Genomic DNA, 21436 nt, shown 5'->3' with positions numbered 1-21436 from the left:
TGGGCCGCTCCGGCCGGTAAACATCCCACCCGGTGCCGCTCCGGGGAAGCGGCGGCGGTTGGCGGTATGCGGGCTGTGACATGTTCCGTACGTCGCTGTCACATGCGGTCCGATGCCGTGCGGTGGGGAGGCGGTGGACCAGGGTGCCGCGGGCCTCCCGGCAGCGCCCCGTCGTCGTCATCAGCGCGGTCCGCTTCACGTCGCCGAGACCAGCGTCCATAACCCGATGTTCTGGGTAACTGAGAGCTGGCTGCCAGGGCCTGACGCCCACAACCTTGACCCAGCCAGTGAAATGTCACATCGCATAGGGAGCCATCGTGAGAGCACGACGTTCCGGGATGGTCATGGCCGCCGCCCTCGGACTCGTCACCATCGTCGGCTGCGGGGGAGCCGGCGGCGGCGACGGGCGGGGCGGGGCCGCGAGCAAGGGGGGCACCCTCCACGTGCTCTCCAGCCTCGACCTGGAGCACCTCGACCCGGCCCGCAACTACGTCACCTCGTCCGAGGACGTGGGCCGCCTCATCTACCGGACGCTGACGACGTACGCGGCGGCACCCGGGCCGGCCGGAGGAAGAATCGTGCCGGATCTGGCGACGGACACCGGTCGCCCGAGCGACGGTGCCCGGACCTGGACCTTCACACTCAAGGCTGGGGTGAGGTTCGAGGACGGCCGGCCCATCACCAGCCGGGACGTCAAGTACGGGGTCGAGCGGACGTTCGCCGCGGAACTCCCCGAAGGGCCGCCGTACGCACGGATGTGGCTTGCCGGAGGCCGGAGTTACAAGGGCCCCTACAAGGACAAGCGCGGGCTCGCCTCGATCGGGACCCCGGACGACCGGACCATCGTCTTCAAGCTCAACCGCCCGGTGGCCGACTTCGGTTCCGCGGTGTCGCTGCCGGCCTTCGCCCCGGTTCCGCAGGACAAGGACACCGGCGTCCGCTACGACAGCAGGCCCTTCTCCTCCGGTCCGTACAAGATCGGGACCTTCGAGCCCAAGAAGCGGCTCACGCTGGTCCGCAACACCCACTGGAGTCCGTCCACCGACACGGTGCGCAAGGGCCTGCCGGACGAGATCGTGCTCGATCTCAATCTCGACCCGGCCGTCGTCGACCAGCGGCTCATCTCCGCCCAGGGGCAGGACGCGGACGCGGTCGCCTTCGAGCCGGTCGGCCCGGCCTCGGTCGGACCGGTGATGGCCAGCCCCGCGGTGCGCAAGAGGCTGGTCACCGGCGAGTCGATCAACACGCGGTACCTGAGCATCAACACCCGGCACAAGCCGCTCGACGACGTACGGGTGCGGCAGGCGATCGCCTACGCGCTGGACAAGGACGCGATGCGTACCGCGCGGGGCGGCCCGATCGCCGGTCAACTGGCCACCACCCTGCTGCCGCCGTCGCTGCCCGGCTCCGTTTCCGACGATCCCTTCCCGAGCCCGGGAGGCAAGGGCGACCCGGCCAAGGCCAAGGCGCTGCTCGCCCAGGCGGGCCATGCCTCGGGCCTGGCCCTCACCCTCGACACCCCGGCCACCGCGGGCGGCCAGTCGCAGGGCGAGGCCGTACAGGCGTCCCTGGCCAAGGCCGGAATCAAGGTGACCATCAACGCGATCAGCTCGTCCGCCTTCTACAGCACGGTGGGCAACACCTCGCAGGAACACGACCTGGTGATCGACGGCTGGACACCCGACTGGCCCGGCGCCTCCACCTACCTGCCCCTCGTGTTCGACGGCCGGCTGATCACCCCCGAGGGCAACAACAACCACGCCCAGTACACCTCGGCCAAGGTCGACGCCCGTATCGACGAGATCGCCCGGATGAAGGACCCGGCCGCCGCCGCGACCGCCTACGGCCGACTGTCCGCGCAGATCATGCGGGACGCGCCGGTCGTGCCGTTCCTGTGGGACAAGGCGGCCGTCCTGACCGGTTCCCATGTCACCGGCGCCTACGGGCACATCGCCTACGTCGGACGACTGGACCTGGTCTCCCTGGGACTGCGCAAGTGACCGCCACGCTCCCGGCCCCCGTTCCGGCCGACGCACCGCCCCGCGTCGTACCGCACGAGACCTCCCTGCTGCGCCGCCTGCTGGCCCAGCGCGCCGCGGCGATCGCACTGACGGCCGTCGTCCTCCTGGTGCTGACCGCCCTCGCGGCCCCGCTGATCACCTGGGCCGCCGGCACGTCCCCGACCGAGTTCCACTCCGAAGCGGTGGACCCGGCGCTCGGCGGACTGCCGCGCGGCACGGGCGGCGGGATCGGCGCCGCGCACTGGCTGGGTGTCGAGCCCGGCAGCGGCCGGGACATCCTCGCCCGTGTCGTCTACGGAGCCCGGGTCTCGCTGCTGATCGCCCTGCTCGCCACGGCGTTGTCGGTGGTGCTCGGAACGACACTCGGGCTGGCCGCCGGGTTCTTCGGGGGCTGGACCGACACGGTCGTCGGCAGGCTGATGGACCTGTTGATGTCCTTTCCCGCCCTGATCTTCATGATCGCGCTGATCTCCGCGGCACCGGGGGTGAACCGGCAGCTGCTGCTGGTCGTCGTCCTCGGCTTCTTCGGGTGGCCCTACGTCGGGCGGATCGTGCGCGGGCAGGCGATGGTGCTGGCCCGTGGCGAGTTCGTGGCCGCGGCCCGGGTGCTGGGCGCCTCCCGGCGGGCACTGCTGGTCCGGGAGGTCCTGCCCAACCTCAGCGGGCCCATCCTCGTGGTGGCGACCATGTCGATCCCCGGCTACATCGCCACCGAGGCGGGCCTGTCCTTCCTCGGCATCGGAGTGCGCCCGCCGACCCCCTCCTGGGGCCAGATGATCGCCTCCGCGGTGCCCTGGTACGCCGCCGACCCCGTCTACTTCCTCGTCCCTGGCGCCTTCCTGTTCGTCACGGTGCTCGCCTTCAACGTGCTCGGCGACGCGGTACGGGACGCCCTCGATCCCCGGAGCCGCCGACGATGATCCTCTATGTCCTGCGCAGGCTGGCCGCGACGGTGGTGATCCTGCTGGTGATCTGCGCCGCCACCTTCTCGATCTTCTATCTGATGCCCGCCGACCCGGCTCAGGGCGCCTGCGGCAAGGCGTGCAGCCCGGAGCGGATCGCCGAGATCCGCGCCACCCTCGGCCTGAACCACTCGGTGTTCGTGCAGTTCCGTGACTATCTCGTCGGCATCGTGGCCGGCCGCGGCTACGGCACGGGCGCGCAGGCCGTGCACTGCCCCGCACCGTGCCTGGGATTCAGCTTCCAGACCGATCAGCCGGTGTGGCGGATGCTCACGGACCGGCTGCCGGTCAGCATCTCCATCGCCGTCGGCGCGGCGGTGCTGTGGCTGATCGTCGGCGTCACGGCCGGAGTGGTCTCCGCACTGCGCCGCGGCAGCCTGTGGGACCGGGCGGCGATGACGGCCGCGCTCGGCGGCGTCTCGCTGCCGGTCTACTTCACCGCCCTGATGCTGCAGTACCTGCTCGTCGTCAAGCTCGGCCTGCTGCCCTACCCGCAGGCGATCCCGCTCACCGCGGACCCCGTCGGCTGGGCCCAGTCCATGGTCATGCCGTGGATCACGCTCGCGATGCTCTATGCCGGCATCTACGCCCGGATCACCCGCGGCGAGATGCTCGACAGCCTCGGCCAGAACTACGTCCGCACCGCCCGCGCCAAGGGCCTGCCCGAGCCGACCGTGCTGCGCCGGCACGCGCTGCGGCCGGCGCTGATGCCCATCGTGACGATCTTCGGCATGGACCTCGGGGCGCTCCTCGGCGGCGCCCTCATCACCGAGTCGGTCTTCGGCCTGCCCGGCGTCGGAAAGCTCGCGGCCGACGCGATCAACAGCGCCGACCAGCCCGTGATCCTCGGGGTGACGCTCTTCGCCGCGGGGTTCGTGGTGATCGCCAACGTCGCGGTCGACCTGGTCTACGCGCTCCTGGACCCGAGAGTGAGGGCCGTGGCATGACCCTGCTGACCGTACGTGATCTGACCGTGGACTTCGCGGGTGGCGTACGCGCCGTCGACGGACTCGATCTGGACCTGGCCGCCGGAACGGTGCTCGGTGTGGTGGGTGAGTCGGGCAGCGGCAAGTCCGTGACCAGCCTGGCCGTCATGGGCTTGCTGCCGGACGCCCGGATCACGGGTGAAGTCCGCTTCGACGGACGGCAGTTGACCGGCATGGACCGGCGGGCGCTGCGCCGGCTGCGCGGAGACCGGATCGCGATGATCTTCCAGGACCCGCTGTCCTGCCTGAACCCCTACTACCCGGTGGGCTTCCAGATCGCCGAGGCATTCCGGGCACACCGCCGGGCGGGGCGTCGCGAGGGACACCGGGTCGCCGTACGGATGCTGGACCGCGTCGGCATCCCCGAGCCCGAGCGGCGAGCCCGCGCGTACCCGCACGAGTTCTCCGGCGGCATGCGCCAGCGCGTGATGACCGCGATGGCCCTGTGTCTGGAACCCGACCTGCTCATCGCCGACGAACCGACCACCGCACTCGACGTGACCGTGCAGGCCCAGATCCTGGACCTGCTGCGGGAGCTACGGGAACGGTCCGGCACCGCCATCATGCTCATCACCCACGACATGGGCGTGGTCGCGGGACTGGCCGACCAGGTCGTCGTGATGTACGGCGGCCGCGCGGTCGAGCGGGGCACGGTCCGCGAGGTGTTCTACCGCCCGCGCGACACCTACACCAAGGGCCTGCTCGCCTGCGTGCCCCGGGTCGACGGACCGCTGCCCGATCGCCTGCCCACCCTGTCGGCACCGGAGGTGACCGCGTGAACGCGCCCCTGCTCGAAGCGCGCGACCTGGTCAAACGGTTCCCCGTACGGCACGGCCTGACCCGGCGGCTCGCCGGGCACGTCAGGGCGGTCGACGGAGTGTCGCTGCGGGTGGACGCGGGGGAGACGCTGGGCCTGGTCGGCGAGTCCGGCTGCGGCAAGTCCACGGTCGCCCGCTTGCTGACCCGGCTCATCGAGCCCACCTCGGGCACGGTCACCGTGGCCGGACGGGACCTGACCGCGCTGGACGAGCCGATGATGCGGCCGGTACGCCGCGACCTGCAGATGATCTTCCAGGATCCGTTCTCCTCGCTCAACCCCCGCCTGACCGTCCGCCAGATCCTGACGGCCCCGTACCGCTACCAGGGGCTGACCCCCGACGCACCGGTGGAACAGCTGCTGGAGCGGGTGGGCCTGCGGGCCGAGCATGCCGCCCGCTATCCGCACGAGTTCTCCGGCGGCCAGGCGCAGCGCATCGGGATCGCCCGGGCACTGGCGCTGCGGCCGAAACTGGTGGTGTGCGACGAGCCGGTCTCCGCGCTCGACGTGTCCGTCCAGGCGCAGATCCTCAACCTGCTCAAGGACCTGCGGCAGGAGTACGGCCTCGCCTACGTGTTCATCGCGCACGACCTCGGCGCGGTCCGCCAGATCAGCACACGCGTCGCCGTGATGTACCTGGGCACGGTGGTGGAGACGGCCGACCGGGACACGCTCTACGGACAGGCCGCGCACCCCTACACCCACGCCCTGCTGTCCGCCGTACCGCTGCCCGACCCGGACGCCGAACGGACCCGCGAGCGGATCGTGCTGAGCGGCGACCTGCCCAGTCCGCTCGATCCGCCCAGCGGCTGCCCGTTCCGCACCCGTTGCCCCAGGGCGGCCGACCGGTGCGCCGCCGAACGGCCCGAGCTGCACCCGATCGCCCCGGGGCACGAGGTCGCCTGCCACTACCCCGAACCGCTGGCCCAGCCGGTCTCCGAGCCGTCTGCCGAGGAGAGGACCGCATGAGCCGTACCTACCGCCTGCCCGGACTCGCCGTGACGGACCACGAGTTCACCGTACCGCTCGATCACACCGACCCCGCGGGAACCTCGATCCAGGTGTTCGCCCGGGAAGTGTCCGACCCGCTCCGGGCCGGCGAGCGACTGCCCTGGCTGCTGTTCCTGCAGGGCGGCCCCGGTGGCAAGTCGCCCCGGCCGCTGAACGCCATCTCCGGGTGGCTCGCCCGCGCCCTCAGGACCCACCGGGTGCTGCTGCTGGACCAACGCGGCACCGGCCGCAGCACCCCGGTCACGGCCCGGTCGGCCGCACGGTTCCCCGACCCCCGGGGGCTGGCCGACCACCTCGCCCTCCTCCGCGCGGACTCGATCGTCGCCGACGCGGAGCTGATCCGGCATCAGCTGTGCGGCGACGAGCCCTGGGAGACGCTCGGCCAGAGCTACGGCGGCTTCATCACCCTCACCTATCTCTCCCAGGCCCCCGAGGGCCTGCGCGCCTGCTACATCACCGGCGGCCTGCCCGGCCTGGACGCCACCGCCGACGACGTCTACGCGGCCACCTATCCCCGGGTCAGGGAGAAGGTGACCGCGTACTACGCCCGTTACCCCGGCGACCGCGACCTGGTCCGGCGGATCGCCGACCGGCTCCACCGCCGCACGGTCCACCTGCCGGACGGCGACCGGCTCACCGTACGGCGGCTGCGCACACTCGGCCTGATGCTGGGGATGGGGGACGGGCCCACGCGCCTGCACTGGCTGCTGGACGAGGCCGTCGGCGCCGACGGCGACCTCTCGGCGACCTTCCTGCAACAGGTCACCCACCTGACCGGACTCGTCGACAACCCGCTCTTCGCCGTGCTCCAGGAAGCCTGCTTCGCGCAAGGGGGCAAACCCACCGACTGGGCCGCCGCCCGCGCGATCGCCGACCGCCCCGAGTTCGCCGAGGACACCGACCCGCTGCTGCTCACCGGCGAGATGTTCTATCCCTGGATGTACGAGGAGATCAGCGCGCTGCGGCCGTTCCGTGACGCCGCCCGACTGCTGGCCGAGCGGGCCGACTGGCCCGCGCTGTACGCGCCGTCGCGGCTGGCGGCCAACCAGGTGCCGGTGGCCGCAGTGGTCTACCACGACGACATGTACGTCCCCGCGGAACTGTCCCTGCCGACCGCGCGCTCGGTCGGCGCGCTGCGCGCCTGGGTCACCAACGAGTGGGAGCACGACGGGGTGACCGCGTCCGGCGAAGGCGTGCTGTCCCGCCTGATGGACATGGCCGCCGGACGGGCCTGACGTCCCCGCCCCATCCCGACGACACACACGAGGAGACATGTCCGGAACCCCCCAGAGGCTCAGAGCCCTTGCCGCGGGTGCGGCGGCGACGGCCTTCCTGACGCTCCCGGTCACCGTTCCGACCGCCACCGCAGCGCCGGCGCGGAGCACCGCCCCGGCCGCCGACTGCGCGCTTCCCGGCCGGACCGGCTGGACGGACGAGGGCCACGCCACCGACTACACCCAGTTCCAGCGGCCCCTCGGCACCACACACGTGCTCATGCTGTTCGTCGACTTCCCCGACGCCCCGGCCACCGGTGCCACGACCGACTACTACCGGCAACTCGCCCCGGCCGCCGACTGGATGAAACGCGACTCCTACGGCCGGGCCTCGCTCGACATCACCCCACTGGACCGGTGGATACGGATGCCACAGGACTCCACCAGCTACGGCTTCCAGCGCGGGATCACCTTCGAGCAGCACGAGGCGTACGTCCGGCAGGCGGTGGCGGCCGCGGACGCGTACGCCGACTTCTCCCGGTACGACATGGTCTACATCGTCCCGGCGAAGTCCGCCGCCGCGATCAGCTTCTCGCCGACGTACCTGTACGACCCCGCCACCGCGGGCGTCACCGCCGACGGCAGGCGCGTCAAGTGGGCCGTGACCTTCGGGCAGGACATGTGGCACTGGGGCTTCAAGGTCGCCGACCACGAGACCGGCCACACCTTCGGCCTGCCCGACCTCTACGCGTTCACCGGTACGGACTACCACCGTTTCGTCGGCGGCTGGGACCTCATGGGCGACATCGCCGGGGCCGCCCCACAGCACCTGGGCTGGGAGCGGTGGAAGCTCGGCTGGATCGACGACCGCCAGGTGGCCTGCCTTCCCTCGGCCGGAACCCGCACCGTCCGCCTGAACGCGGTCGAAAGCCCCGGCGGGAAGAAGATCGCGGTGATTCCCACCGGCGAGACCACCGCCTACGTCGCCGAATCCCGCAGGGCCGTCGGCGCGGACGGACACGCCTGTTCCAGCGGCGTGCTCGTCTACAAGGTGGACACCTCGACCCCGACCGGCTACGGCCCCATCCAGGTCGTGAACGGCAACCCCGGCGCCACGCCCCCGTCGGGTTGCCGGGCCCTGGACATGGCGGCATTCCACTCCGGCCAGACCTTCACCGATCCCGCCACAGGAGTCCGGATCGATGTCGACAGCAGCGCCCCCCTGCAAGACGAGATCTCTGTCGCCCGGCAGTGAGAGCCGGTCTTCACCGCGCGGTGGCTCACCCGGGCAGGCACAGCGACTTCGGGCGGCGCCGGTGCCATCGTGCGTAGGCCGGTGCGGCGGCACCGGTGGCGAGATACCCCTCGGCCACCCTGCGGACGACCGCGTCACCGTGGGCGGCCAGCGGTCCGTCGCGGCGCAGGCCCAGCACGTGGCGGTACCAGAGGGGATCACCGGCGAGCGGGCGGACGGCGACGCCCGGCACCTCGATGAAGGTGGCCTGACAGAGACTGACGGCCAGGCCTGCCCGGACGATGTCGATCAGCTGCCGGCCTTCCGCCTCGTAGGGGGCGTGCGGCTGACGGCCCGTCCGGGAGAAGACGGACGCCCAGTACTCCCGGGTACGATCACTGTCCGGATGCGGCATGGCCCAGTCATCCGCGATGAGTTCCTCCAGACCCACCTCTTCGCGGCCGGCCAGGGCATGGGTGGACGGCAGCAGCGCGAAGAGGGGCTCGGTGGCCACCGGGCGCAGCACGACTCCCTCGCGGGGGGCGAGTTCATGCCCGGGGCTGTCCCCGAGGACCGCCGCCTCCAGACGCCCCGCCGAGAGGTCGTCCACCAGCGGCGAGGGGGAGTACTGACACCGGGTCGTCACGTCCGATCCGGGAATCAGCTCCCTTGCCGCCAGGACGAGATCGGCCAGCAACGGCGCGCCCACCGATCCGAGACGGACACGGCCGGGGGCCGTCCCGCAGTGAGCGGCGCGGGCGGTGTCGGAGAGCAGGCCGTCGATGCCCGGCAGGATGGCCCGCGCCCGGGGCAGCACCAGCTCACCCAGCGCGGTGGGCACGGCACCGGCCTGCCCCCGGTCGAAGATCGGTCCGCCCAGCATGGCCTCGATACGCCGCAGTTGGGCGCTGAGCCCCGGTTGGGTCATGCACAGCGACGCGGCGGCACGGGTCAGGCTTCCGGCCTCCGCGATCGCGCAGATCACTCGCAAGTGCCGTACCTCTAGATCCATGGCGCGGATGGTAGGGAGCCCGGGGAGCCTTCCGGCAGGGGTGCGGACCGGCCAGTCCCCTATGCAATGCCACACGCCACTGAAATGCTATGGGTGCGGCACCTCGGCAGGAAGCATCCTGTGCCGTACTTCGTCGGCTCAGGATGCTCCGCCCCTCAGGCCTGCCCGACGCGGGTTGCCGCGGTCGACGGTGAAGACGACGGTGCTTCCCGTCTGCAGCGGCGTGGTGAAGATGGCGTAGGCGGCGACCTGACCGAACGCTTCGGGATAGGTACGGCCGTGCTGGGTCAGTCCGCTCGCACCGAGTCGGCTCAGCCCGGACACCTGTGTGTTCAGGATCTGGGAACCGATGGTCTCGCCCACGGTGAGGCGGTACTCCGCATCGAGGATGGGCCTGAAGGTGGTGGCCTGGACCCGGATTTCACGGTCGGACCCGAGGTATTTGCGGGCGACGACGTGGAATTCGACGTAGTGCAGACCGTGGTGGCGGCGCTGCTCCGACAGCGGAAACCGGTATTCGATCGCGGGAGACCCGCGCAGGACCGTCTGGCGCGGTGGCGCTTGGGGGAGTTCCTGGCCGTTGACGCGGACGTGATCGACGCGGAAGCAGGTTCGGTCTGTCAGCGCGAGACCCTCGTCGATCTGCCAGCGGAACGCGTATCTGTTGTCGCCGACCAGGGTGCTGAAGGGTTCGTCCGACAGTGAGGAGACACATACGAAACGGAGTTCTGTGGGCAGGTTCGCGACTTGGTAGGAGATGCGCATCGCCTGGACGGCGTATCCGTCGACTGCGAGGCCGTCCAGGTGGCAGTCCCACCGGTAGCGGGCGAGGGCGCCGGCGAAGAGGTTTTCCCTTATGGGTTCGAGGACTTCACGCAGAGCGCGGTCGATGGCCTGGTCAACCTGCAGTGTTGTGTCGCGGATCGTGATCTGGCCGAAGATGATGCTGACCACGGCAGCCGAGACGAGGGTGCTGCCGATCACCTCCAGGCACTTGACGATCACGTCGCCGTGGGCGCGGTTCACCGAGATGACGAGAGCGATCGCTCCCACGACGAGTATCAGAAGGTTGTAGATGCGGACCGTGCGCCGGACTTCGGCGATGACGTTGCGCTGGTCGGTCATCCGGGGACCCCCGTCCGCGAGCCCGGTTACGCGGCTTCGCCGAGCTGATGCCACACATCGGCGATGCAGTCGCCGATCTGGATGCCCACGGTGGCGGTGTCCTCCTGGTTGTCGGTGAGGAACACCGCGATCACATCACTGTCGCGCCCGTAGAGGACGCCGGCATCGTGGGCGAGGCCACGCAGGCTGCCGGTCTTGTGAGCGACGGCCAGGTCGTCAGGGAGGCGTAGCGGCAGACGGAAGTTGCGCATGCTGTTGCGCATGGCCTTGATCACGCCGCGCAGTCCAGGCCGAGTAGCTGCGTAGCGCAGGATGGCGGCCATGTCGTGGGCTGTCGTGGTGCTGTCCCTGGCCTGCGGGCCCAGCTCGGCGTCGCTGAATCCCACACGCATGTACGTCCGTTGTGCTCCTGCTCGTGTGGCGGTGGCCGTTACCGCGTCCATGCCGACCAGTTCGGTCAGGAAGGCGCCGACGGGGTTGTCGCTCGTGGCCAGCATCAGGCCGCACAGTTCGGCCAACGTGAACTCGTGCTGAGGATCGAACACCTCGAGCAGCGACGGGTAGGCCGTGCGCTGCAGCTCGGACCGTTTGACCACGCGCGAGGCGTCCGCTCGCTCCAGCACGGTGAGGGCCAGGGGCACCTTCATCAGGCTGGCGGCGGGGAACACCTGGTGGGCGTTGCGGTGAACGCAGAGGTCTGTTCCGCGCAGGGACGACAGCACCACGGCTCGTGAAGGGTCGTGGGCGATGAACGAGTCGATGCGACCATCAATGTCCATACCGCCAGCCCCCTGGCATGCCCCCGACCTGACTCATGCAGGTTAACGGCAGGCTTTCGGACCGTCTACATGCGGTGAGAGCAGCGGACAGGTCGCTGGTGGCCGGCTGCCGTCGCCACCTGACACGTCGATGGGAAGTCGACCGGCTTCCCGCACCATGGGCCACCGGAGTCGTCGACCCCGGGAGGTGGAGCAGAACGAACGCACCTCCCTCTCGAGGGTGAGGCGGCCGTACGGATCTCCATCCTGGGCCGGTCCGGAAGCTCATCCCCAGAACCGACGTCGTGAGGGCGGTACGCCGACAGGATGGTGTACATGACCACCGCTCGGCTCGATCCCGCCGCTCCGCCCCCGCCCCGATGGGCAGTCCGGGCCGCGCATGCCGCCGCGCTCGTCACCCTGCCGACCGGGATCTGGCGCCTCCTGCTGGCGACCGGCCACCCGGCCGGGTACACCGACGCAGGCTATGCGGCGATGGGCCTGACCGGTTGGGGTGCGGTGTACGTGGTCGGCCTCAGCGTGGCCAGCGAGGCACTGGCACTGCTCACGCTCGGCCTCGTCCGGCCCTGGGGCGAGGTGGTTCCGCGCTGGATCCCCCTGCTCGGCGGCCGCCCGATCCACCCGCTGGCGGCCGTCGTCCCGGCCGGAGTCGCCGCCGTCGCACTGACCGTTCTGTGGACGCCGTTCGTCGCCTGGTGGGCCATCCCCCACCCCGATATGACCGCACTCGGCAACACCATCGTCGGATTCCTCTACCTGCCCCTGGTCGCCTGGGGGCCGCTGCTCGGCGCCGTCACCATCTCGTACCACCGCCGGCGTCGCGCGACACGGCCGGAGCCGACGGGGGATGCCCAGCCCTGACCGCGGGACGTGGCCATGGAGACCGGGGACCGGACACGGCAGCCTGCCTGTCGTGATCCACTCCTTCCCATGGTGCGAGGCATCTCACCCAGGTGTCAGTCGAGGTGGCATCACGAGCCCTGTGCCCAGGGGCTGCGTCGGTGGAGTACTGCGCAGGGGGCCGACTGGGGCCCCGCCAAGTTGACGGCTCCGACGTCGTGGTCACACCGCCCGCACCCGGACCACCTCACCTGTGATCAGCTGTCACAAGGGCCCCCTTAGGGTGTGTGGATGCTCGAACCTGAGGTGAGGAAGACGCAGGCGGTGCTGCCTGCCCATGCGATCGAGATCGGAACCGAGCCGCTGGAACAGCCGATGCGGAACTCGGTGGGCGGTTGGCCCTTCCTCGATGAAGCCCAGGAGTGGCCGGAGTGCTTTTGCGGCATTCGCATGACCTTGTTCTTCCAGCTCGACCTACCGGCAGACCTGGAGCACTTCGGCGGAGACCACCTCTTGGTCTTCCACTGCAGCATGCACAACGACGCATCCGAACCGGAGACCGCCGCCGGCCGGCTCGTCCCGCGGTACTGGGACGCTCCGCAGCCGCCCTACCCACGTCCGTTCTGGCGCGTGCTGCTCCAGCGCAACGCAACGCGTGCGGCGGCGGAGCCCGAACCATCCGTGTGCGCCCTGCCGCTGACCCTGCACCCCTTCGCCGACACCCCTGATGCGCGAGGACTGGGAGCCCAGACGTTCAAGGTGGGCGGTACGCCGTCCTGGGCTCAGGATCCCGAGTACTACCGGTGCTCGTGCGGCGCGGACTTGATGTACATCTGCCAGGTGCCTGAGCACATGCGGTTCGCCATCCGGCCCGGCCGGCCGGAGCAGCCCTACAGCATCAGTCCCGATACCTACTGGCTGTTCCTCGGCAACGAGGTCTACCTGCTCGCCTGTCCGGACCACTGCGATCCGGCGGCAGTCTGGCCGGTCAACCAGAACTGATCCCTTGCCGTCGTCAACCTGCGCGAACCCACGTCGTCTCCGCCCCCGCCCCCGCAACGATCCGATCAGAAGCGGCGCTGGGTGAATTCCACGTCATCCGTCGCCGAGTTGGTGGCGGATGAGAGACCCGCCAGTGGTGGCTTCCGTACCAGCCAGGCGGTCAGCCGTTCGCTGACCGCCTGTGACCTCTGGTGGCGCCAAGGGCCCGTCTAGAAGGCGCTGTTGTTGCAGCCCATCGTCGAGCCCAGGTGGGTGCCCTGGCTGCCCGCGTCGCCCTCGCCGTTGAGCCCGTTGCCCAGCAGACCGTTGACCAGCCCGACCGCGCCGAGGACGTCGATGTTCAGGTCGTGGGACTTGCACTGGGTGCTTTGCTGGACGCTGTATCGGTTGCCCCCGTGGCCGTCGCCTCGGCCCCAGCCTGCGGCGTGGGTGGTGCCGGCGGTCAGCACGCCGACGCTGCTGAGGGCGGCGACCAGGACGGCGGCCTTGCGAAGCTTGTACATGTCATCTCCGGTGAGGCGATGTGGATCGATGAGTGAAGGGTCGACTCCTTACAGCAAACGGAGATTAGTGAGAAATGTCCGAAATCACCCCTCGGCGCGCCGAGTTTCATGATCTTGGATGGCGAGCGACCTGGTGTCGCCTCCCCTGTGAACCAGTGTCTGCCGGTGCTCAGCGGAGTACGCGTCGAGGCGATCCAGGAAGTGGTCACCCTGACGGCAACTGACCGGTACCGGCTCACGACCCGGACCGGTGTGCCGTCCGCACCGGCGACCGCGGCCCTGCTTGCCCCGTTCTCGGCAGACCTGCCAGGCGGCACCGTCGAAACATGACAGTCCGGGAGATCAAGCCGTGTGTGGGGTCAGGAGCTCGACGGGGCCTCGTAAAGCCGTACCGTGGAGGCGATTTTCCGAATGGTCGCGTCCGGTACCTCGGCGGCCACGTTCTTGGCGCCGAAGAACGACCAGGAGACCAGATCCCCGGCACTGTTCTTGAAGCCGAAGACCCATGCCTTCCCGTCCGTGGCGCACTTCTCGGACTTCTTCGCGCCTACGGACCAGGCGGTGCCCAGAGTGCCCTTGAGCCCGGAGTTCGTGGTGAACGACTCGACGGTGCCGGTCCTCACCTTCTTCTTGTCCGGCTGGGCGTACGCCCCGTACACCCAGGTCCGCGAGTCGGAGCCGGCGATCTCCCGCGTGCTTCCGTAACCGTTGTTGCCCCTCGTGCCCACCTGGGCCAGCGGGGTGTTCTCCAACGTGCCGTCCCGGTTGTCGTCCGAGGAACACCACTTCTTCTGCAGCATCGCGACATTGCGTATCGCGATGAGCGGCTTGTCATCCGGGTCCCCGTCCTTGGAGACGTACGTGACCCAGCTGGGGGACTGGGTCTCCCATTGGGGCGGGACATCGAAGGCGATGTGCTGGGTCGGGTTCGTCACGACCTTCCAGCCCTTGACCGTGGCGGTCGGGGTGACGGGCCCCCGGGAGGCGGCGGAACTCCGCGACGGCGATGTGGTGTTGGTCGGCTTCGGGCCGGGCTCGTCGTGCCCGTGGCCGCCGAGCACGAGGAATCCGGTGACGCCGGCGGCGAGCACGACGGCTGCCGCGGCGATGACGGCGACGAGTCCGGTCCGGTTGCGGCCGCCACCCGCCGGTGGGGGCACCGGTGCGCCGGCGGCCGGCTGTGTGGGCGTCTGCCAGGGGTGGGGCTGCTGGTAGGAGTTCGGCTGGTACGGGCCGGGACCGGGCTGCTGGTACGGGTTCGGCGGGCCAGGCTGCTGGTACGGGTTGGACGGACTTCCCACCGGGGGCTGCTGCGGGTTCTGTCCGTCCCTCGACGACTGCTCTCCTGGCCACATGAGCCGTAACGATACGGCAGCCGCTTCCCACAAGAGACGGGACCGGCCCCCACCGTCCAACTCGCCGACCACTCCGCCCGCACCCGCACCCGGAACTCCGCCGGAGCCGACCAGCCCCTTGCCCGCGCCGAGGACCCCTTCACTGTCCGGGGCTCCAGCCACCGTCGCCCGGTCCCCGCTGCGAACGAGGCTCCGCGCCCGCAACTACTCGGCCCTTCGCTCTGGTTGCCGCCCCCTGCCGCTGCATCTATGCGTGTTGAGTTCATGATCATTTTGTGCGAGCCTCGTGACAGTCCGAGGGATTCGGGCATCACAACTCGCAGACGGGGGAAGTCTCATGAGCCTCAAGTCCAAGATCGTCAAGGGTGGTATGGTCGCCGCCATGACCGGCGCCGCGCTGATCGGCGTCGCCACCTCGGCCAGCGCCAGCACGGGTGCCTCCGACATCGGCTCCGGTTACCCGAACAGCGGCGCTGCGGTGTGGTGTGTCCAGCACAACATCAACTACTGGCTCCACACGTCCGGCTCCGACGCGCCGCAGATCGCCGAGGACTCCGCCTTCGGGCCCGCCACCCGGGCGGCCATCAAGGAGTTCCAGGGCGAGATGGGGCTGACGCAGGACGGCGTCGTCGGTCGGCAGACCGGCAACGCGATCATGTCGCACGGTGACCCGTACTACACCGGCTCCAACATGCCCAACGACGCCTCGCACCAGGGCACCAGGTCCGCCTACTGCTACAACTACCTGCCCACCACCTGGTAGTCGGCAGCAGGCGTCCGCTCAACCACACTCCGCAGGGCTCCGCTTCGGCGGGGCCCTGTCGTGTCTGTGTGGGGACGCGCCCTCCTGCGCGGCAGTGCGGCGCCGGCGGGCAGGCCATCACCCGCCACTCGCACGGAAGATCACGTAGGATTCGGGTCCAGAATCGATCAACTGTTGCAGTCACCCGCCAAGTTGGAGATTTCTCCACGCTTCAGACCAAGGGTGACCGTGCAGGGGGAAGGAAGAGAATCGATGAAGTCGACCAGTATCCGGCGACGCCTTGCCGGGACCGCGGCCACTGCCCTGATGGTCGGTGCGGGTGTCCTCGCGGCTGCCCCCATGGCAGCGGCGAAGGCCAACGTGCTGACCATCGACAATGTGGCGTTCCACAAGCCGAACGTCCAGGTGAAGGTCACCTACTCCTGTGACCCGGGCATGGACCACGAGCTCGTGGCCAATGCCAGGACGCTCGCCACGGGCAGCCATCGCGAGGGCAACGCCGCCGGCACGATCAAGAAGGACAAGCTGGTCTGTGACGCCGACAACCACATCGCCCAGGTGACCATGCGCACGGCCCAGGGTTCGTACTTCGTCAAGGGAGACAAGGTCAAGGTCACCGTCTTCTATTTCGACAACGACGGGTTCAGCTACGCCCGCGAGTCGACCGTCGTCGTTCTCTGAGCGCGCCTGCGCGCCAGTGGACAGGTGACGTCGGCCCATGACACCGGCGCCGCGAAGGTGGGCCCCCGTCCGGGTGCCCACCTTTTCGTGTGCAGAGGGCCATAGGCGCGCAGGTGGCCGAGTCCGGCGAGGGGCGTATGGCTGTACAGCCCGTGATCGAGGCCGACAACGGCCACACCGTGGTCCTGCCTGCAGCCCATAAGAGATCATCTTCAACGAGCAGCAGGGTGCGGAGGCAGCCGATCACGGCTGAGGGCCTTGTGTGCCGAGGCGCGTCACACCGTGGCGGCCGACCGGCCGGACGCCGTCGCCGAGTACGAGCCCGCTGACCGTCCCCGTGCGCCCCGTCCGCCTCGCCCGGCACGGCGCCTGTGGGGGCGCAGGGCCTACTTGGATTCGACCCGTCCCACCGCGTCGGGTCCGTTCGTCAGTTCCTCGCACACGGTCTGCCACGCGGGGGCGCCGGGGTCGAACCGGGTGCGGAGGTAGGCCGCGGTGAGCCGGGCGAGGGCGGCGACTCGCCCGGGGTTCTCGTCCGTGGTCTCGGCGGCGTCGTATCCGGCGATCCCGCCGAGCCCGTGCTCCGCGTCGAACAGGGTGAGCAGGGCCTTGGGGCCGGGGGCGAGGGTGTAGGGGTCGGCGTGCCAGTCCGGCCCCATGTCTGTGAAGTGCCTGGAGTCGTCCTTGTCGCCGACGACGACCAGCGCGGGTGCGGTCATGGTGGAGAAGTCGACGGCCCCGATGACCGGCCACTGCTCCGCCATGGGCCCGTTGAGGACTTCGCCACCTCTGCCGGGTGCGGCGAGCAGTACGCCCGCCTTGATCCGGGGCTCGGCGAGGTGTACCACGTTCCCGGTGTCGGGGTCGTTGAGCCCGGCGCCCAGCAGGAGCGAGGCGGTGAAGCCGCCGAGCGAGTGTCCGACGAGGGCGATCTTGGTCGGGTCGATCCGTCCCGCGAGTTGCGGCACGGTGCGCTCGATCACGTCGAGCCGGTCGAGGATGTGGGTCATGTCCTCGGCGCGCGAGCGCCAGAAGTCGGGTGCGCCGGGTGCGTCGGCGACCAGGTGGCTCAGTGTCCGGGAGGTGAGGTGGGTGGGCTGGACGACGGTGAATCCGTGGGCGGCCCAGAAGTTGGCGAGTGGCGCGTAGCCGTTGAGTGAGGAGAGGTTGTTGGAGGGGCCGTGACCGTGGGAGAGGAGGATGACGGGGAGGCCGGTGCCGATCGCGGGTGCGGAGACCCGTACCTGGAGGTCCACGGGGCGTCCGGGTACGGACAGGACCACGGGGCTGAAGGACAGCACCGGGACGGGCGTGCCCAAGGCGTCGGCGCTGGTGGAAGCGGATGTGCTCACGATGTGGATTCCCTTTCGGTGGCACCTGCCGTCCGCTGGTCTCCTGCGACCGGCGACGGACAGGGCGGTCGGGAGCGGCCCGCTCGGGTAACCTGAAGCGGAGCGCCGCTCCATTTAGTATCCGGAGCGATGCTCCGTTTTGTCAATCAATGGAGAAGGACTGCGTGATGGTCACCGAGAGCCCTGCAGGGGATTCGCCGTCGCGAGGCAAGAGGGCCGACGCGCAGCGCAACCGGCAGACGGTGCTCGCTGCCGCCGCCGAGGTGTTCGTCACCTCCGGCGTCGACGCGCCGATCCGCCAGATCGCGGCCCGGGCGGGTGTCGGGATGGCCACGATCTACCGTCACTTCCCGACCCGGGCGGATCTCGTCACCGCCGTCTACCGCCACCAGATCGAGGAATGCGCCGAGGCCGGCCCGAGCCTGCTGGCCAGTGCCGCCTCCCCGTTCGACGCGCTGCGCCAGTGGATCGACCTCTTCGTCGACTTCCTGGTCACCAAGCACGGACTCGCCGACGCCCTGCAGTCCGACAGTGACCGCTTCGCCGCGCTGCACGACTACTTCCTCGACCGCCTGCTGCCCGTCTGTGCCCAACTGCTCGACGCCGCGGTCGAGGCCGGCGACATCAGACCCGGCACGCAGCCGTACGAGCTGATGCGCGGCATCGGCAACCTCTGTATCGGACGCGACAACGACCCCCGCTACGACCCCCGGCGCCTGATCGCTCTCCTCCTCGGGGGTCTTCGGCGACCTCCCGCGTCCTGATCCCGGAGCCGGTGCCGTCGCTCCTCATGGCGGCCACGCCGTCGCCGCGTCCGTCGCTGCATACCGGCGGCGGTGACAAAGAGAGAGTCCCGGGCAACCCCGGGACTCTGTGCACGGCTCAACGCCCTAGTGAGCCGGGCAGGAGGCGGATCTCATCCGAGACCCACCTCGTCATCGGTGCCGACGGCAGTGAGGGCATCGGCCCTCACCCTCCTCGTCCTTTGAGGAGCACCTGACCTCAACGATCTGAACGCCAGAGTGATTCCTGCGTTGCAGCCATGCCGTGAGAATCGGAGCCATTACCGGAGTCAGTGAGTCCCATGGGACCGACTGCAGGACGTGACAAACATCGTTGATCATCTATTCATCCGCTCACTTGGCCCCTCCCATCTCTGGGAGAGAACAAGTTGGCGCTCATGGCAGAGCGCCACCGCCCGGGGTCGGCGGGAGGGGCACCAATCACTGGCTGTGACAGCACAATGTCCCCACTACGACATGTCAGACGCTCAGCCCCCGATGACAGTTCCCGACTCAGCGGCAACGAACTGACGTCCTGGCGCGTCCCTCGCGTCGCTGCGCCCAAACCCTCGGAAAGGCACCTCGGATCAACGCGGCCAGACCCTCGGCACGCCGCCTGTCGTACCGCCGGGGTCCGGACACGCTGGCCGATTGTTGCTCAAAGTAACGGCGTGGTCTCGTGCCGACTGACATCATCAGCTCTACTCGCGGCAGCTCTCGACGTCTGGTGTGCGGCGAGAGGACTGTGCGCTGGTGTGACGTGCCGGGAAGGAGCTCTGCTTGGCTTGCCGCACGCTGATGTCGGTCCGGCCTGTTCGTGCGATGTCCTGGGGGCGCCGTCGATGAGTTGGCATCATGCCTGGCTGGCTGATTACGCGTTACCGGCCGCTGTGAGCGCGGTCATCGCGTGGGTCGGGCTGGCACGGGAGTTCTCGGGCAAGGGACGGCTGCTGGGCAGTTGGGCGTCGTCCGGTCTGATGCTGCTCGTGCTGGCGCTGATGGGTGTGGTGGCGGCCGGCGCGGTGGCGCTGCTGCCGCACGCGGCGTCGATTCCTCCGGTGATCGCGGGTGCCGCTACGGGAGCCACCGCGCTACCCCGACGCAGACAGGACGAGACCGCTCAGCCGTACGTCAAGTTCATGACGCTGGGTATCGCTTTGGCCAGGGAGCGGCTGGTGCAGCGTGTGCACCTCGACGCCTGTACCTGGTCGGACCGCTTCCTTCACGGCGTGGAAACCTCGGCCCAGCTCCGGGTGTTCGTCCACGACCTCAAGCTGTACCTGCTGGAACGGCATCCGCTCGCCGCCGAGACCAAGACGGTCAACGCCATCTACGCGGATGTCGAGAAGGCGCTCGACGCGGCGCTGGACGTGCAGACCCGTCTCGACGAGGCATGCCGTCAGGTTGGGCGTGAGCCGACGGATGATGAACTCATCGCACGGCGGCAGGCGTTCGGCACGGCCCTCGCACAGTGCGGACACCTGCTGCGCTTCGCGTACGTTCACGGCCGCCGGAGCGAGGACGAAGAGCTCCGGGCCCTGCGGGCGAAGGCGACGTCCAACGACGCCTTCCACCATCCGGCGCTGCCACCGCAGCGCCGCTGGTTCGACCGCTGGCTGACCCGCTGAAGGAAAACGGCACAGTGGTCCGTTGCCGAGGGATGGCTTTGGGACCCACGCGCCGACTCTCACGCTCAGCGGTGGGCGGGCAGCCCGCTGCTCCTGTAGGGCTGTGCGTCGGTGCTGTCGCGGGCACTCGCGTCCGCTGACTGAGGTCGGGCACGGAAGGTGATCTGCACGTCGGCATCCAGTGCCTCCGCTACGGCGGCCAGTGTCCGGACCGTCAGGTTCGCGTCACCGGACATGATCTGGCTGACGCGGCCCGGACTGACGCCCATCGCTGCCGCCAGATCGGAGCGGGTCTTGCCCAGACCCGTCAGCAGGCCGGCCAGGGAGGCCGTGGCGTCCCTCGCTATCCGGGCAGCCGCTAAGTTCGTCCGGCTCTCGTCACGGGCGAAAATGCCCATGGTGCAGCACCCCCAACTCAAGGAGAGGCAACGCTTGTTGCCACCCCATGAGGATGCCACCTTTAGCTATGACTAAAAACACGGCTGGTGGAAAAAGTACCCGCAACATCCTCTGCAAGGGTCTCTGACCTGCGGCAACGCCTCCGCGAACTGACGCAAAGTCACCCTGTCGGGTCAGTGAGCGTTTCGCATGGCCTCCTGCGGCCCGTGCGGGTGCGGGCCGGCGGGGGCGTTGGATCAGCCCTCCCGACCGGCGCAGGGTGTGAGTGGCGGCTCCGATCGCGCATCCGGCCGTACCTCGCGCGTTACCGCTCGTCGGCGAGTGCCGCCTGATCGGTTCGCCGTTCAGTGCTCGTCGCCGCCTGGTGGCTGACGGGCGAGGAACTCGGCGAACGCCGCCGACTGCTTCGGTCCCATGTACCCCTGACGCCCGTACATCGCTTGTTCCTCCAGCCACGCCACCGTTTCCACGTCGCGCAACTCGGCCACGACGATGTGGCCCCGGGTGAGCGTCATCCCGCCGTGCGGATGGCCGTAGCCGATATAGGGGCCGTACGCCGTCGGCCCCGGCGGGTACTCGTGTGCCGGCTCGTCCTCCGGCCGCTCGCCCTTGTTGTGACGTGCGGCCCAGTGTTCCAGTGCCGCCAGCTCGGCTGCCGGCAGCAGGACTTGCACCGGCTCGCCGTCCGCGGTGAGCCGGACGCGCTCGCCGGTCTCCTCGACCTCGGCGATCAGTCGGCCGAACTCGGGCTCTCCGTCTATCAGTTCCACGTCCATGGGCACCGACGCTACCCGGGTCCGGGAGTGGGTATCGCGGCCGTGAGTGCGAGAAGCCGGACGCTGGTCGTGTGCGCGAGTGTGTGGAGATTCCCGGCCAGTTGTTTCTGCGTCCGCGGCCCTGGCCCTCGCGCAGGCCGGTGCCCTGAGGTGACAGGCGCGCGCCCCGTCGCCGTATCGGCCGCGAGCGCTGC

At 69.6% G+C, this 21436-nt stretch carries 21 protein-coding genes; 13 read left to right on the top strand and 8 right to left on the bottom strand.

All coding sequences use genetic code 11. The annotated features are described in order from the left end of the window. Window positions 1–317: 317 nt before the first annotated feature. Genes ACWC94_RS17920 through ACWC94_RS17890 form a run of 7 tightly spaced genes read left to right on the top strand, consistent with a single transcriptional unit; the run spans window position 318 to window position 8266 of the window. Window positions 318–2000 carry an ABC transporter substrate-binding protein gene (locus tag ACWC94_RS17920; RefSeq protein WP_450797536.1) on the top strand — a complete coding sequence of 561 codons (1683 nt, stop codon included), beginning with the start codon at window positions 318–320 and terminating at the stop codon, window positions 1998–2000. Then, window positions 1997–2941: an ABC transporter permease gene (locus tag ACWC94_RS17915; RefSeq protein WP_450797535.1), complete on the top strand. Its 945-nt coding sequence runs from the start codon at window positions 1997–1999 to the stop codon at window positions 2939–2941. The genes ACWC94_RS17920 and ACWC94_RS17915 overlap by 4 nt, the downstream gene beginning before the upstream one ends. Further along, window positions 2938–3930 carry an ABC transporter permease gene (locus ACWC94_RS17910; RefSeq protein WP_450797533.1) on the top strand — a complete coding sequence of 331 codons (993 nt, stop codon included), beginning with the start codon at window positions 2938–2940 and terminating at the stop codon, window positions 3928–3930. Before ACWC94_RS17915 ends, ACWC94_RS17910 begins: the two co-directional genes overlap by 4 nt. After that, window positions 3927–4748 carry an ABC transporter ATP-binding protein gene (locus ACWC94_RS17905; protein ID WP_450797531.1) on the top strand — a complete coding sequence of 274 codons (822 nt, stop codon included), beginning with the start codon at window positions 3927–3929 and terminating at the stop codon, window positions 4746–4748. Before ACWC94_RS17910 ends, ACWC94_RS17905 begins: the two co-directional genes overlap by 4 nt. Continuing rightward, window positions 4745–5755 carry an ABC transporter ATP-binding protein gene (locus tag ACWC94_RS17900; RefSeq protein ID WP_450797530.1) on the top strand — a complete coding sequence of 337 codons (1011 nt, stop codon included), beginning with the start codon at window positions 4745–4747 and terminating at the stop codon, window positions 5753–5755. The genes ACWC94_RS17905 and ACWC94_RS17900 overlap by 4 nt, the downstream gene beginning before the upstream one ends. Further along, the gene (locus tag ACWC94_RS17895; RefSeq protein ID WP_450797529.1) at window positions 5752–7032 is read left to right on the top strand and encodes an alpha/beta fold hydrolase; all 1281 of its coding nucleotides are present in this window, start codon (window positions 5752–5754) and stop codon (window positions 7030–7032) included. Before ACWC94_RS17900 ends, ACWC94_RS17895 begins: the two co-directional genes overlap by 4 nt. Window positions 7033–7069: 37 nt before the next feature. Then, on the top strand, window positions 7070–8266 hold the full coding sequence (locus tag ACWC94_RS17890; RefSeq protein WP_450797528.1) for a M6 family metalloprotease domain-containing protein: 1197 nt from the start codon (window positions 7070–7072) through the stop codon (window positions 8264–8266). Between the two features lie 25 nt (window positions 8267–8291). On the opposite strand, the gene ACWC94_RS17885 is transcribed toward ACWC94_RS17890, so the two are convergent. The 3 genes from ACWC94_RS17885 to ACWC94_RS17875 all read right to left on the bottom strand — a co-directional run bounded on the left by ACWC94_RS17885 (window position 8292) and on the right by ACWC94_RS17875 (window position 11161). Next, window positions 8292–9257, bottom strand: a complete 966-nt coding sequence (locus ACWC94_RS17885) for a LysR family transcriptional regulator (protein ID WP_450797527.1) — start codon at window positions 9255–9257, stop codon at window positions 8292–8294. A gap of 138 nt (window positions 9258–9395) precedes the next feature. Then, window positions 9396–10382, bottom strand: coding sequence for a hypothetical protein (locus ACWC94_RS17880; protein WP_450797526.1), 987 nt, complete (start codon window positions 10380–10382; stop codon window positions 9396–9398). 26 nt (window positions 10383–10408) lie between these two features. Then, window positions 10409–11161, bottom strand: coding sequence for a serine hydrolase (locus ACWC94_RS17875; protein ID WP_450797525.1), 753 nt, complete (start codon window positions 11159–11161; stop codon window positions 10409–10411). Window positions 11162–11467: 306 nt separating this feature from the next. Between ACWC94_RS17875 and ACWC94_RS17870 the strand changes: the two genes are divergently transcribed. Both ACWC94_RS17870 and ACWC94_RS17865 read left to right on the top strand, forming a co-directional pair. Further along, window positions 11468–12022: a hypothetical protein gene (locus ACWC94_RS17870; protein WP_450797524.1), complete on the top strand. Its 555-nt coding sequence runs from the start codon at window positions 11468–11470 to the stop codon at window positions 12020–12022. Between the two features lie 270 nt (window positions 12023–12292). Then, complete coding sequence (locus ACWC94_RS17865) at window positions 12293–13003, top strand: hypothetical protein (protein WP_450797523.1); 711 nt, start codon at window positions 12293–12295, stop codon at window positions 13001–13003. Window positions 13004–13212: 209 nt separating this feature from the next. Here the strand turns inward: ACWC94_RS17865 and ACWC94_RS17860 are convergent, their stop codons facing one another. After that, a complete protein-coding gene (locus tag ACWC94_RS17860; protein ID WP_450797522.1) occupies window positions 13213–13506 on the bottom strand; it encodes a hypothetical protein in 294 nt (97 codons plus the stop codon). 359 nt (window positions 13507–13865) lie between these two features. Next, entirely contained in the window at window positions 13866–14807 is a 942-nt protein-coding gene (locus ACWC94_RS17855; RefSeq protein ID WP_450797521.1) for a hypothetical protein, read from the bottom strand. A 391-nt stretch (window positions 14808–15198) separates the two neighbouring features. On the opposite strand from ACWC94_RS17855, the gene ACWC94_RS17850 reads away from it, so the two are divergent. Together ACWC94_RS17850 and ACWC94_RS17845 are read left to right on the top strand one after the other, a co-directional pair. Further along, on the top strand, window positions 15199–15624 hold the full coding sequence (locus ACWC94_RS17850) for a peptidoglycan-binding domain-containing protein (RefSeq protein WP_450797520.1): 426 nt from the start codon (window positions 15199–15201) through the stop codon (window positions 15622–15624). 252 nt (window positions 15625–15876) lie between these two features. Beyond that, window positions 15877–16305, top strand: a complete 429-nt coding sequence (locus ACWC94_RS17845) for a hypothetical protein (protein ID WP_450797519.1) — start codon at window positions 15877–15879, stop codon at window positions 16303–16305. A gap of 386 nt (window positions 16306–16691) precedes the next feature. Here ACWC94_RS17845 and ACWC94_RS17840 read toward each other — a convergent pair whose 3' ends face one another. Continuing rightward, window positions 16692–17657, bottom strand: coding sequence for an alpha/beta hydrolase family protein (locus tag ACWC94_RS17840; protein ID WP_450797517.1), 966 nt, complete (start codon window positions 17655–17657; stop codon window positions 16692–16694). Window positions 17658–17824: 167 nt separating this feature from the next. Between ACWC94_RS17840 and ACWC94_RS17835 the strand changes: the two genes are divergently transcribed. Both ACWC94_RS17835 and ACWC94_RS17830 read left to right on the top strand, forming a co-directional pair. Continuing rightward, window positions 17825–18421: a TetR/AcrR family transcriptional regulator gene (locus ACWC94_RS17835; protein WP_450797516.1), complete on the top strand. Its 597-nt coding sequence runs from the start codon at window positions 17825–17827 to the stop codon at window positions 18419–18421. An 803-nt stretch (window positions 18422–19224) separates the two neighbouring features. Next, window positions 19225–20067, top strand: a complete 843-nt coding sequence (locus ACWC94_RS17830; protein WP_450797515.1) for a hypothetical protein — start codon at window positions 19225–19227, stop codon at window positions 20065–20067. A gap of 65 nt (window positions 20068–20132) precedes the next feature. Here the strand turns inward: ACWC94_RS17830 and ACWC94_RS17825 are convergent, their stop codons facing one another. Both ACWC94_RS17825 and ACWC94_RS17820 read right to left on the bottom strand, forming a co-directional pair. After that, window positions 20133–20465 carry a helix-turn-helix domain-containing protein gene (locus ACWC94_RS17825; protein WP_450797514.1) on the bottom strand — a complete coding sequence of 111 codons (333 nt, stop codon included), beginning with the start codon at window positions 20463–20465 and terminating at the stop codon, window positions 20133–20135. A gap of 345 nt (window positions 20466–20810) precedes the next feature. Further along, window positions 20811–21242 (bottom strand): type II toxin-antitoxin system prevent-host-death family antitoxin, encoded by a 432-nt coding sequence (locus tag ACWC94_RS17820; RefSeq protein WP_450797513.1) that lies wholly within the window; start codon window positions 21240–21242, stop codon window positions 20811–20813. Between the last annotated feature and the right edge of the window lie 194 nt (window positions 21243–21436).

This window comes from Streptomyces sp. NPDC001135 (assembly GCF_053598395.1).
This window is presented reverse-complemented; position numbering and strand designations above follow the sequence as displayed.